Annotated in this window: 13 protein-coding genes and 1 pseudogene; 9 read left to right on the plus strand and 5 right to left on the minus strand. The window is 51.9% G+C overall.

Annotation, left to right across the window (positions count from 1 at the left end; genetic code table 11):
* Positions 1-329 precede the first annotated feature (329 nt).
* From FOY96_RS10900 to FOY96_RS10915, 4 genes and pseudogenes are all read left to right on the plus strand, one after another.
* Positions 330-515 (plus strand): annotated as a pseudogene (locus tag FOY96_RS10900) (hypothetical protein); the annotation flags it as partial.
* The gene (locus tag FOY96_RS10905) at positions 515-1,018 is read left to right on the plus strand and encodes a YqhG/Tai3 family protein (RefSeq protein WP_143347032.1); all 504 of its coding nucleotides are present in this window, start codon (positions 515-517) and stop codon (positions 1,016-1,018) included. The pseudogene FOY96_RS10900 and the gene FOY96_RS10905, both read left to right, overlap by 1 nt.
* A 63-nt stretch (positions 1,019-1,081) precedes the next feature.
* Complete coding sequence (locus FOY96_RS10910; RefSeq protein ID WP_143347033.1) at positions 1,082-1,948, plus strand: AraC family transcriptional regulator; 867 nt, start codon at positions 1,082-1,084, stop codon at positions 1,946-1,948.
* Positions 1,949-2,284: 336 nt separating this feature from the next.
* Positions 2,285-2,875 (plus strand): LysE family translocator, encoded by a 591-nt coding sequence (locus FOY96_RS10915; RefSeq protein WP_143347034.1) that lies wholly within the window; start codon positions 2,285-2,287, stop codon positions 2,873-2,875.
* A gap of 5 nt (positions 2,876-2,880) precedes the next feature.
* On the opposite strand, the gene FOY96_RS10920 is transcribed toward FOY96_RS10915, so the two are convergent.
* Positions 2,881-3,774 carry a LysR family transcriptional regulator gene (locus tag FOY96_RS10920; protein ID WP_143347035.1) on the minus strand — a complete coding sequence of 298 codons (894 nt, stop codon included), beginning with the start codon at positions 3,772-3,774 and terminating at the stop codon, positions 2,881-2,883.
* On the opposite strand from FOY96_RS10920, the gene FOY96_RS23115 reads away from it, so the two are divergent.
* The gene (locus tag FOY96_RS23115; protein ID WP_127353284.1) at positions 3,761-3,958 is read left to right on the plus strand and encodes a helix-turn-helix domain-containing protein; all 198 of its coding nucleotides are present in this window, start codon (positions 3,761-3,763) and stop codon (positions 3,956-3,958) included. The two genes, FOY96_RS10920 and FOY96_RS23115, sit on opposite strands and share 14 nt — an antisense overlap.
* Here the strand turns inward: FOY96_RS23115 and FOY96_RS10930 are convergent.
* Positions 3,913-4,863, minus strand: a complete 951-nt coding sequence (locus FOY96_RS10930; RefSeq protein ID WP_269473783.1) for a LysR family transcriptional regulator — start codon at positions 4,861-4,863, stop codon at positions 3,913-3,915. The two genes, FOY96_RS23115 and FOY96_RS10930, sit on opposite strands and share 46 nt — an antisense overlap.
* 101 nt (positions 4,864-4,964) lie before the next feature.
* On the opposite strand from FOY96_RS10930, the gene FOY96_RS10935 reads away from it, so the two are divergent.
* From FOY96_RS10935 to FOY96_RS10945, 3 genes are all read left to right on the plus strand, one after another.
* Positions 4,965-5,441 carry a GNAT family N-acetyltransferase gene (locus tag FOY96_RS10935; RefSeq protein WP_143347037.1) on the plus strand — a complete coding sequence of 159 codons (477 nt, stop codon included), beginning with the start codon at positions 4,965-4,967 and terminating at the stop codon, positions 5,439-5,441.
* A 124-nt stretch (positions 5,442-5,565) separates the two neighbouring features.
* Positions 5,566-6,234, plus strand: a complete 669-nt coding sequence (locus FOY96_RS10940) for an epoxyqueuosine reductase QueH (protein WP_143347038.1) — start codon at positions 5,566-5,568, stop codon at positions 6,232-6,234.
* A gap of 119 nt (positions 6,235-6,353) precedes the next feature.
* On the plus strand, positions 6,354-6,626 hold the full coding sequence (locus tag FOY96_RS10945) for an ElaB/YgaM/YqjD family protein (protein WP_048977815.1): 273 nt from the start codon (positions 6,354-6,356) through the stop codon (positions 6,624-6,626).
* Positions 6,627-6,654: 28 nt separating this feature from the next.
* Here the strand turns inward: FOY96_RS10945 and FOY96_RS10950 are convergent, their stop codons facing one another.
* Positions 6,655-8,118, minus strand: a complete 1,464-nt coding sequence (locus FOY96_RS10950; RefSeq protein WP_143347039.1) for an EAL domain-containing protein — start codon at positions 8,116-8,118, stop codon at positions 6,655-6,657.
* A 276-nt stretch (positions 8,119-8,394) separates the two neighbouring features.
* Here FOY96_RS10950 and FOY96_RS10955 point away from each other — a divergent pair, with 276 nt between their 5' ends.
* Positions 8,395-9,279 carry a helix-turn-helix domain-containing protein gene (locus FOY96_RS10955; protein ID WP_033145482.1) on the plus strand — a complete coding sequence of 295 codons (885 nt, stop codon included), beginning with the start codon at positions 8,395-8,397 and terminating at the stop codon, positions 9,277-9,279.
* 35 nt (positions 9,280-9,314) lie between these two features.
* Here FOY96_RS10955 and FOY96_RS10960 read toward each other — a convergent pair whose 3' ends face one another.
* Positions 9,315-10,490 carry an HlyD family type I secretion periplasmic adaptor subunit gene (locus tag FOY96_RS10960; protein ID WP_029740549.1) on the minus strand — a complete coding sequence of 392 codons (1,176 nt, stop codon included), beginning with the start codon at positions 10,488-10,490 and terminating at the stop codon, positions 9,315-9,317.
* Positions 10,487-12,667 carry a type I secretion system permease/ATPase gene (locus FOY96_RS10965; protein ID WP_064672468.1) on the minus strand — a complete coding sequence of 727 codons (2,181 nt, stop codon included), beginning with the start codon at positions 12,665-12,667 and terminating at the stop codon, positions 10,487-10,489. Before FOY96_RS10965 ends, FOY96_RS10960 begins: the two co-directional genes overlap by 4 nt.
* Positions 12,668-12,675 lie beyond the last annotated feature (8 nt).

Here is a 12,675-nt window from a genome sequence, read left to right on the forward strand (position 1 = left end):
CCGACGTGAGATCGGGGGAGTTCGAGGATTTACCTGTAATATAGCGCCACAACAAAACGCGCAGCGTTCATATACCCTTGCTGGACAGGTTGTGACGGGGAACAATTACCGGAAGCTGATACGAAGGGGAAATGCATCACAGGAGAAAATGACGGCCAGCACATCCAGACGTAGCGTCCCTTACACTGCGGCGGTGAAATGTTTCATCATTTTTTTTGAATTTGACGTTGAATTTCAGCCTCGCCGGTCGCAGCTGCAGGACGTTGGCCAGCTGCAACCAGCGACGATATGAAAAGTTAAAATTCATCGACTTATGAAAGTAAGATGGTGAATTGCCATCATTACAGGAAGGCGATGTGGTTGTTATTCAGCCCTATGATGGCGGTAATCCTGCGGGTCACATGGCAATTTATGACGCCACTACCTGGTACTCTGACTTCAGACAAAGAGATATGTGGGGTGGCCCGGGATATCGCTCCGCACGCCCTGCTTATAAAATTTACAGGAAAAGCTGATGCGTAACGTTCTTTTGATGTGCCTGTTACTGACAGGATGTGCTAAACAGATGGATACGCCGGAAAAACGCACTCATGACTTTTATACATTTTACCTCACGGCTTTTGTCACAGACAGCAAAGAAGATAATCTCGATTCCCCAAAAATGCGTGAGTATATCGCGCGAGACACGCTCTTCCGACTGCAGAAAATTTCCTCTCTCTATGAACAAGAAATTATCAGTTCTGATTATTTTACCTATACGCAAGACTATGCAGCGGAGTGGATCCCTGACCTAAGCGTTAGCAACGCAATAAACTCGGTGTCCGGAAAAGTTGTTAACGTCGACCTGGGTGCAGGTAATGGGCAGAAACAGCGGTTAAACGTATATCTGCGCAATGAAGACGGTAAATGGAAAATTTATCGCGTCACCGATGCGAGCCATCATTTTGAACAATACATTTTTGACGACAGGGCGATTGCTGCCGCACAACGTTATGCCGCCAGTCTACCCTCTCCATAATCAGCAAGATCGGTCAGGATTTTGGCCGTTCGGTGAGGCAAAGTGGGTCATCAGGAGGATGCAATGAACGATGCAATCAAAACGGCTTACCGCGAGCGCTTCACGACGGTATGCGACTATATCGCCCAACATCTCGATGAACCGCTTACGCTGGGGAAGCTCAGCGCGTTAGCCTGCTGTTCGCCTTATCATCTTCACCGGCAGTTCCTGGCGTTTAGCGGCCAGCCTTTGTATCGCTATATTCAGTGGTTGCGCCTGCGTCATGCGTCCTGGCGACTGGCGTTTAATCCTCAGGATAAGGTGATTGATATTGCGCTCGATGCCGGGTTCCAGAGCCCTGAATCGTTCAGTCGCGCCTTCAGAAACGCATTTGGAAAAAGCCCGCGTCAGTTTCGGCAGCAGCCGGACTGGCTGAACTGGCACCAGCGCGTACCGAAAATGACCTTCCAGGAGCAAAAAACGATGGAAATTAAAATTGTTGATTTCCCACAGACCCAAGTGGCAATGCTGCAGCACCGTGGTAGCCCGGATCGGGTTAATGACAGCGCGGCGAAATTTATTGCCTGGCGTAAAACTACGGGCTTATCGCCAGTACACGAAAGCAGCACGTTTGGCATTGCCTGGGATGACCCGGCAACCACACCCGCAGACACCTTTCGTTTCGATATCTGCGGCAGTATCTCTGAAGCGATACCAGAAAATGAATTCGGGGTTTGCAGTGGCGAAATCGACGGCGGACGTTACGCTGTTGGCCGTCACACGGGGTCTCTGGATACCATTTCCGCCACGGTGTGGGCGATGTTTCGCGACTGGCTACCGGCCAGCGGCGAAACGCTGCGCGACGCCCCGGTATTTTTCCACTACCTCAACTTTATTCACGAAGTGCCGGAACATGCGCTGCAAACGGATATATACCTGCCGTTAAATTGACTATCACTTGTTTCCACCTTTTTCCGGGTAGCGCTGAGCTTGCCCGGCACAGGACTCCCTTGCAAACTGCGCCAGCGTTTGCCGTTCCTCCTTGAGTCAGCGGGTCGCCCCCGCTGGCCACTGATTAAATTTTCAGATCAAAGATAGAACTGAAACCCTGTCACTAATGGGCCATCCGCGCCTGCGCGATTGGTGCAAAAAATCAAACACACCTTTAGATAAAGGCCACTTATTCTGGCATACGTTCCCAGGTAGTATTCAGACACATGACGAGTAAAGTTGTGACTTAATAGTCGCAGTACCTCTAATGCAGATAAACCAACCCACGGAGATAAAATGCTGTTACTTTTTACAATGTTTATATTTTCACTGACGCTTTCATTTTCTCCTGGCCCCGTTAATATGGTGATTATATCGTCTGGTGCCGTTCACGGTTTTAGAAAGACCTTCTCATTTGTCTCCGGTGCAACGATAGGGTTTACGTTATTACTTATCTTTATATGTTTCGGCTTTTACGCTGCAATCGAAAAATATCCAGTGTTTTTCCGGTATCTTAATATTGCCGGTTCTTTATTTATCATGTATATGGGCTATAAGATAGCGTCGTCACGGTCCGATATGTCATTAACAAAAACGGATTCACCCGGTTTTGTTCAGGGTTTTGTCATGCAGTGGATCAACCCAAAAGCTTGGACCGCGTGCGCCTCAGGAGTTGCGATGTTTTCTGAACCCTCAACCCCTGTGACAGCACTCGTTTTTATCACGGTCTATTTTTTTGTCTGTTACCTGTCGCTTTCTGCCTGGGCATTGATGGGAGAAAAGGTATCGGTTCTTCTCAGGAGCACACGGCAGCTCCGTACGTTTAACGTGTTGATGGGCGGGTTGTTATTTATTACGGCGTGTTACATGCTCTTTTTAACGTTTTAAACCCGTTATAACGTGTGATACTCAATTGCGTTATAAATATCATTAATCAGGTTGTAGGCAATACTGCTGGTCGACATATTAGAAGGCCATACGGCATAGACTTTCAGCGGTTCCAATGACCAGTCAGGAAGTATTTCCTGCATTTCTCCGCGCTTAACATCCTCTTCGCTTAAATAGCGAGGAGGTGCTGCAAGACCAATTTGTTGTCTGGCAAGAGCATAAGCGGCTTCGACATTATCTACATACACCGTGGGCGTATACGTCACGACAGCCACGTCCCCATTTTTATGCCGGAATTCCCGGTTATTCTGCCTCATATTGAGTCCAATCCATGGCAGTTTCGCCAGTTCATCAGGATGCGTAATCGTCGGGTAATAGCTGAGCAATTCCCGGGACGCAACTACCTGACGTGGCAGCACAAAAAGATGGCGCGCTTTAAGAGAGCTGTCCGGAAGCTCGCCGATTCGAAATGCCACATCAATACCGTCGGCAATAATATCTCTGCGCGTATCGCTGTAAGAGATATTCAGTAAAATGCCCGGATGACGTTTTATAAAATCGGCCAGATGGCGGGTAAACGCACTCTTCAGAAAAACGGCAGGAAGAGAAATAGTCAGCTTATTCGCCGTTGATATCGAACGCTGCTTAAATTCAATGACCCCCTGCTCATAAAGCGCCAGCATCGATTTGGCCGTTTCCAGCAAATTGGCGCCATCGTGAGTCAGAGAGAGTTTGCGGGTGTTTCTGTACAGCAACGCGCAGCCAAGATTTTTTTCCAGCTTTGATAAATGCGCGCTTGCCGTTGCGGTTGTGAGCCCTAACGCTTCTGCCCCACCTGAAATGGATCCTGCCTCAGCAATCTTTGCAAACACTATCAGATAACGAATGTCATCAATCATTTATCGTCCTGTTGCGACGGCTTTCCTGCGAACTACGCGTTTAATCATAGAGTTACGATATCGTACTTTCCTTCCCGGTCGCATCTCTTTTTATCGTTTGGACTTTACGCCCTACTCATTTTGCGAGGCGCTGCAGTGTCAACCCGGCGACATCCTTTCCTGGGAGCCGGACAGCCCGGAATGAAGCGCCTGCGCCAGCGTTTGCAGCTCCTCCTTAAGCCAGCGGGTCGCCCCCCGCTGGCCGCTGCGTTTATGCGAGTAAATTTTCACTTCAAACGTGCGTATCGAAAACGGTAAAGGAAAAATCCTCAGGTCCGCTGCCGCAGCCAGCTTCTCAGCGGCAAAACGGGGGATCGCCATCAGCAGGTCGCTTTCCGCAACGATAAACGGCGCGCTGAGCATCGACGGCGTTTTGATCGCAATTTGTCGGGTATAGCCCAGTTGTTCCAGCCGCACGTCCAGAACGCCCTGCTTCTCATTCCATGGCGTCACCACCAGATGTCGGGCCGCGAGATAATCCTCCAGAGTGAGACGCGTCCGGCGCGCGTTGCCGATGACCACATACTCATCTTCAAACCAGTCGATCTCTTCCAGTTCCGGGTGCCGGATATCATCCTGAGTGCTGAACCCCAGCGCGAGATCCACTTCGCCCGCCAGCAGTTCCGTCAGCGCCGGGCTGTGCGGCAGATAGCGCAATTCGAAACGCAAACCCGGGGCAGCAAGCTGCAGTTTGTGCATCAGCGCCGGGAAAATGCACAGCGCGGTAAAGTCCGTAATCCCAATTTGTAAGCTTTCGGTACTGCTGGCCGGGTCAAACTCCGGCTGCGGGGTCAGCTCATGATTGAGGAACGACAATGCGGAAGCAATGGAAGGCGCAAGCTGAGAGGCATACACGCTGGGGGACATGCGATGCCCTTCCCGAAAAAAGAGCGGGTCATTAAGGGTGATGCGCAAACGCGACAGCGCATGGCTCAGTGCCGATGTGCTCATCGCCAGCTCCTCAGCGGCCAGCCGAACGGAACGGTGGCGGTAAATCGCGTCGAAAACGGGCAGCAGGTTTAAATCAAGACGCCTCAGTACCGAATGCATAATATTCATCTTTTGTTGATTTCATTGCACTTAATTCTTCGGACAATACTCCGTATGCTTAACGCCATCAATCGAACACAGGCTAAAACACAGGAAAAACAATGAGCATCACCATTCGTCAGGCCCGCCCCGAAGATGCGGCGGCAATATACGCCATGATCTACGAGCTGGCGGTGTATGAAAAAGCGCCGGAAGAAGTGGTTACCACGCCGGAGGAGATCCGCGAAACGCTCTTTGGCGCAGGCACAAAAACCGAAGCGTTGATCGCGGAGTGTGAAGGCAAGACTGCCGGCTATGCCGTGTTCTTCACCAGCTATTCGACCTGGCTCGGACGCAACGGGATTTACATGGAAGACCTGTACGTATCCCCGGAGTATCGCGGTAAAGGCGCGGGAAGATCGCTATTGAAACATATCGCGCAGCTCGCGGTAAAACGGCAGTGCGGCCGCCTTGAATGGAGCGTGCTGGACTGGAACCAGCCCGCCATTGATTTTTACCTGAGCATAGGCGCGCTGCCGCAGTCCGAATGGGTTCGCTATCGTCTTGATGGCGCAGCGCTGCTGAATTTTGCCGAATAGCAACACGTGGTACCCGAGATGATCCCGCCCCGCGGGGTCGCTCTGTCCTGCCTTGATCCCGTCTCAACAGATGATGAATTTATGCTACCCTTCCATAAATTTCATAAACATATTGCAGAACGCCATGACGACAGCCCCTTTTATCCGCCCACAACTTTCCCTGCCAGACGGTGCCGACAGGCTGCTGTTGCACTCCTGCTGCGCCCCCTGCTCGGGTGAAGTGATGGAGGCTATCCAGGCTTCGGGGATTGACTACACGATTTTCTTCTACAACCCCAATATCCATCCACAAAAGGAATACCTCATTCGGAAGGAGGAGAATATTCGCTTTGCGGAAAAACACGGCGTGCCGTTTGTTGATGCCGATTACGATACAGATAACTGGTTTGAGCGCGCGAAAGGCATGGAATGGGAACCCGAGCGCGGCGTCCGCTGCACCATGTGCTTCGATATGCGTTTCGAGCGTACGGCGCTCTATGCGGCAGAAAATGGATTCCGCGTCATCAGCAGCTCGCTGGGGATCTCCCGCTGGAAAAACATGCAGCAGATAAATGACTGCGGCCAGCGTGCTGCCGAGCGCTATCCGGGTATGGTTTACTGGGACTATAACTGGCGTAAACAGGGCGGCTCCTCTCGCATGATTGAGATCAGCAAGCGGGAGCAGTTTTACCAGCAGGAATACTGCGGGTGCGTTTATTCGCTCAGGGACAGTAACCTGCATCGTAAGTCTCAGGGCCGCCCGCTGATTCGCATCGGGAAACTGTATTACGGTCAGGATGACAATGAGAAATAACGGGTTCCCGGTATAGAGATATATCCGAAAACAGCCCTGATATGTACCGAATTTAGCCTAACGTCTCCCACATCCACAAAGAGCGGCTATCCTTTAATAATCAACAAAAGGAGGCAAAAATGTCTGATTTCGGTACTGATAAAAACACCCAGTTTGCTGAAGATAAAGCAAAAAATAAATTTGACGAGCTTGCAGGTTCCGCGCAGCAGCAGTTTGGTGAATTCGTTGATTCACCAAAGCATCAGGTAAAAGGTGCGGCCAGAAAATATGCCGCGCAGGCCAGCGATGCCGTTTCCGACGTCACTGAAGCTGTCAGAAATAATCCCCTCACCGGCCTCGTCGCAGCGGGTGCGGTCGGTATTGTTCTCGGCCTGCTGCTCGGTCGAAAATAATAAAAGGCCCTTCGGGGCTTTATTTTTCTTAGCTAAACATTCTGACCATGCGGTCTAACTCTTCCTCTTTCACTGCGCGCGATAAATAATACCCCTGAAAATTTTTGACGCCCAGCGCGACTAATTTTTCAAACTTTTCTTCACTATCAACCCCCTCGGCAATACAGTCCGTTCCGGTCATGTCGCTATAAATCTGTATCGCTTTAATCAGGTTATAGTCATTGTCGTTTGCCACAAAATGCTCAACGATGTCGCGATCCAGCTTGAGTCCATCAAAATGCACCTGCCGCACCGGGAACATGGTTTGATGGTTAGAGAAGCAGTCATCCAGAAATAATCGACACCCCGTATTACGCAAATGCCGCATGGTTTCAGGGATCCTTTTGTCCTTCGTCACGTCAATATCTTCAGCAAATTCAAAGACCAGCTTTTCGGCCCACTGCGGCTTGAGCAGCATGTCGATAGCTTTCTTTGCCATATCAGGCAATGCATTTCCGGAAGCCAGACGAGGCGGAATATTTACAGAAAAATAGTATTTTCCATTATACTTATTAATCCCTGACACGGCGGCATGGATGACTAACGCCGTTATTTTCAACCATATCTCATGATTTGAAATATCCGTGAGAAAACTGGCCGGCTTGACAATTTTACCGTTTTTATTCCAGCGGATCAGTATCTCAAAGCCTACGCCCTTTTTGTCACGATCGGTAATGATCTGATAAGCAGGGAAGATCTCTTTTTTATATAATGCATTAAAAATTTCTGATTCTTTATCCGTAAAATCCGTATTTTGGCTCCGCCGCTTGATACGTCTTTCCGCGCTGAAATTGTGCGAATCGTTTAGCCACCGCTTAATTAAGCGTAATTTCAGCACGCCTTCCTTACGGTGGGTATAAACCGTTTTATTAGAAAGCCCCATTTCGTCGCACATTTCTTTTACGGACATGCCGCGGTAGAAATTTAATAAAACGTCAATTTCTCTTTTTGTTAGCCACTTTACGGTTTCTTGCGAAGAATTATCCTTGTAGCGATCGCGTAATACGTACGAACGATCTTTAAAAACATGATGGTGTGTATGAATACAGGTTATGACATCTGAAACGCGGGCCAGTCGAATCAACGATAATTGATAACTATTATTTAAAAGAGTGCCCAGGGTGCGATATAGCCAGCTATCCGGCAGGTCGCCATACAGGGTGACGCGTCGAATAACGGGAAGTGCATTGAGTACGGACGCCAGTCTCTTCAGGCTCTCCAGGAGGCTGACGATACCTTTTCCGAGAAACACCACAATATGAGCACTCTGATTTATAAGGATATTTTCTAAATCCTGTTGGGATACCTCATCCCCGTCAAAGTGAATATGCGAAGCCTGTATTCCGTACTGGTTAAGGATCAGATGATATCCCTGGAACGTAAAACCGCAGGCGGAGATGACAAATTTATGTTCATCGCACGCCTCATTTCTGAGAGAAATTGTGTGGGTCATAAACTGCTCCTGGGCACTGAGGCGCCATTTCCATTTGTGAATACGTAAAATTTAACGCACCTGTTATAAACATTAATTTTACAGTACAGCCTCAGGGTAAGAAACAGTTATCCGCTGAACTCACAGGAACATCTTTGCGTTAATCACCGTCGTTTAAATATACTTTTCTTTGCAAATAACAACGGCAAATATCTTATTCTCAGGGTATAATGAAAATTCCGAAAAAGAAGAGTGGACACTTCATCTATCGGCTCATTCAAATACGAGAAAAATGCTATGGATAATCACATCTCATCCAGGGCCTTGCTACATCGAAGGGATGTTATAAAGAACAATCCGCGATTCGGTGAGGCAATATTAGAGCACTACACAATTAATGACACCATCTACAAAAAACAACCTTTGTTCTACAAGACAATGCTGCAGGAATCACGGTTTAACATTATCCTCTCCATGTGTTGTTTTATTTTTGGAAATCAGGCCGAGTCAGTTTCAGAGATTAAAGAGTTATGCTCTCGCTATAAAATAGCCAGCCCCAACAGCGTGATTGCGATCATTACGATACTGAGAACCACCGGGCGCATCAGGACCTGGCGCTGCACGGATGACCGACGCAAAACGAGAATCGCGCCAACCGAAAAAGGACTCAATGAACTTAAGCGCTATATGTCCGGCGCTTTTTTGCCCGTCAGCATTCTTTATCCGGCATTTAATATTAATGTTAACCTGCTGGATAATGATATTTTGAGAAACAACTTTTTCCGCCGCGCGGCTGAATATCTTTTCCGGGGATTAACGTTCAGAAAGGTGTTACCTGAGGTGGGGTTATTTATTGATAAAGATGGCGGCCGCATGATTATGCTTTATATCTATCTGCAGGCCATGAAAAATAAATCCGCTCACGGTGCGGTCATTGACTATTCAGCCAGCACGCTCGCAAAGGAATTTTTTGTTTCGCGCATCCACGTCAACCGAATTGTCAAATCGGCACAAGAGGCGGGTTATCTTAAAGATCGTGGTGATGGTCGGATGTCGATATACCCGGCGTTTATCGACCTTGTCGAAAATTATGCCGGTTTATATTTTGCGTATGTTACGCATTACATCAACGTTGTGCCTAAAGAGCGACGCCACGCTCACAACGTGACGTCAACCGTATAATCCAGCAGGCGTTCGGAGTTCCGAACGCCATTCCCCTATCGTTCCCGCAGCGCCTCTTTTGCCTTGTTCAGCGGTTTCAACAGATAATCCAGAATGGTTTTGCTGCCGGTTTTAATATCAACGGTGGCAATCATGCCCGGAAAGACCGGAAATTCCTGACCCTGCTTATTGGTCAGATGGTTACTGTCGGTACGGATATAGACGCGATAGTAGTAGACATCCCTTTTCACCTCATCCTGCAGGGTGTCCGGCGAAATCATCGTCACTTCCCCTTCCAGCCCGCCGTAAATGGAGTAGTCATAGGCCGTAATTTTCACCAGCGCTTTCTGGCCGGGATGGATAAACGCCACATCGCGCGGCGAGATTTTCGCTTCGACCACCATCTGATCGTCAAGCGGGACAAGGCTCATCAGCTTGCCGTTCGGCGGAATAACGCCTCCCACGGTCGTGACGTCAATATCCTTCACGATCCCGCGAACCGGGGCATTGAAGGTCAGCCGGGTCAGGGAGTCCTCACGCCCTTTCATCACCGAACGCTGGGCCTCAATCTCCGCATTGGCTTTCGCCAGCTCTTCACGGGCGCGAACGTAATACTGGTTTTTCATCTCGGTGATTTTGTTCTCAAGCTCATTTTTTTGACGCTCAAGACGTAACACCTCAACCTTGCTGGCCGCCCCCTGGGTCACCAGAGGACGGGTTAACGACAGCTCGCGCTGCACCAGCTCGGCGCCCTGACGCAACCCGGCCAGCCCTTTTTCGAGGCTTTCACGACGGGACTGATAGAGCGCCGTTTCCTGTTTGACCAGCTCAACGTCGTCATCCAGCTCCTCCGGAAACGCGAGCTCCGTGTCGTTCACTTCGGCCTTCAGGCGCGCAGCGGTTGCCAGCGCCGCATTCAGGCGAGACTCGCTCTCCAGCACGCTCGACTCGGTTTTTGTCCGGTCAAGCTGCGCGAGCTGCTGCCCGCGTTCCACGATGTCGCCTTCGCGCACCATCAGGCTGTGAATGATGCCGCCTTCCAGGGACTGGATGACCTGCTCATGCGAAGACGGTATGACCTTGCCGCTGCCGGTCGTCACTTCATCCAGATGGAACAGGCTTGCCCAGGCGATAAACACCGCCAGCAGGGCGAACAGGGACCATGCCACCAGCGACGAGCGCGGCAGGCGTGGCTCCTTCAGTCGGCTATTGAAACGAGAGAAATCATTCATGCCGCGCCCTCCTCTGCAACCGCCGCTGGCTTCATGGTCACGGTGCGCTGCGCGGCTTTCTGCGGCGCCATGCCGTGCTGGTGCAGGATCGCATCGCGCGGGCCGTCCATCACCACCTTGCCGTTTTCCAGCACGATGATGCGGTCGACCAGGTCCAGGATCGGCAGGCGATGCGTCGCCACGACCAGCGTCCGGCGTTTGCCCAGCCATTTGTGAAGATGCTGAATAAACTGCTTCTCGCTCATTTCGTCCAGCCAGGCGGTAGGCTCATCCAGCAGCAGAATATTCGGCGAGGTAATCAGGGCTCGCGCCAGCAGCAGCGCCTGACGCTGGCCGCCGGAGAGACCCGCCCCGCCCTCGTTGATGATGTAGTTCAGCCCCATTTTCTGCTTGCGCACAAACTCCAGCGCGCCGCTGTTGACCAGCGCCTGATGAATCTCATCGTCGGTGGCTAACGGGTTCCCCATCAGGATGTTGTCCCGCACGGAGCCAAAGAACAGCCGGGCCTGCTGGCTGAGCAGCTGCATGTCGCGACGCAGGTCGGCCGGGTCCAGATGATTGAGGGCGATATCGTCGAGCAGGATGCTGCCCTGCTGCGGCTCCTGCATGCCCGCCAGCAGCTGCAGCAGCGTGCTTTTACCGGAGCCGTTGCGCCCAAGCACCGCCACACGCTCTCCGGCGCGGATCTGCAGCTTGCTGATGTTGAGCACGGTGAGTTTTTCTTCCTCGTCGTAATAAAACCCGACGTCCTCAAGCGCATAGTCGCCGCGCAGGTGGGCTTTATGCACCTTCTTGCCGTGCTGCGGATCGTCAATCGGGCGCTGCATCAGGTCGTCCAGCCCCTTGCGGGCCACTTTTGCCGACTGCCAGCGCGACAGCACGCCTGAGATCTGCGACAGCGGCGCGATGGTGCGCGACGCCAGAATCGAGGTTCCCACCAGCGCACCGGTAGTCATGTCGCCGCTGATGACCAGGTAACAGCCCACCAGCAGCACCACCGCGTAGACGATGGACTGCACCTCCTGCGTCCAGGTGAGCAGCAGGCCCGTCAGCCAGCGCTGCTTCATGCCGACGCTGGCGGCAACGTCGTTGGTGTTATTCCACTGGTTCTGGAAACGCTGCTCGGCGCGCATCAGCTTGATGTCTTCAATGCCCTGCACCGCTTCCACCAGGGTGGCGTTACGGATGGCGGATTCACGCATCCCTTCGCTGGAGAGTTTCCCCAGCGGGCGCTGCACCAGCAGGCCGGGGATGAGCAGCAGCGGCACGGCGAGCAGGACCACCAGCACCAGCGGCCCGCCAATCATCCACAGAATAAAGACGAACAGCAGGAAGAACGGCAGATCGGAAATCGCCGCAATGGTGGTCGAGGTAATGAGCTCGCGCACCGACTCCAGCTCGCGGATCTGGGCGATAAAGGATCCGGTTGATTTGGAGCGCGCGCCGTTTTTAATCCGCAGCGCGTGGGCAAACACGCGTTCAGAGATACGCAGGTCGGCGCGCTTCCCCACCACGTCAGAAATATGCACGCGCAGCATGCGCATGATGAATTCGAACACGATGGCGATCATCACGCCGCCAAACAGGACCCACAGCGTGGCTTCCGACTGCGACGGTACCACCCTGTCGTACACCTGCATGGAGAAGACCATGCCGGAGAGCGCCAGCACGTTGGCGACCAGCGCCACCAGCATAATGTCGCTGTAGCGTCGCCAGTCCTTCAGCGCCAGCTGCCAGAACCAGTTTTTCTCATAGGGTTTGATGTAGTCGTCCACGCGGGCATCCGGCGTGGATTCAAGCGGGCGCAACACCATCAGCCCTTTTAACCGCGCCCCGAGTTCGTCACGCGTCAGCGTCGTCTCCAGCCCCGCGTCGCCGCTAAACTGCAGGCTGACGTTGCCTTCGCTGTCCATGCGGTTAATGACCGCGATTTGTCCGCCGGTGAATTCCGCCAGCAGCGGAAGGCGCCACGGATCGAGGGATACCGCTTCAGCCGCCACCATACGCATCCCCAGCCCAAGCTGGCGCGCCATCTCCTCCAGCACCAGCTGGCGCGGAGACTGGCTTTCATGGTTAATCGTGACCCGCACATGCTCCGCTGAGAAATCCAGCCGGTAGTGCTTCGCGATGATGAGCATGCCCTGCAGCCAGGGTTCGTACTGTGGATGTGTCTTCATAATGCTAC

Source organism: Enterobacter asburiae (assembly GCF_007035645.1).
GTDB lineage: Bacteria > Pseudomonadota > Gammaproteobacteria > Enterobacterales > Enterobacteriaceae > Enterobacter > Enterobacter asburiae_B.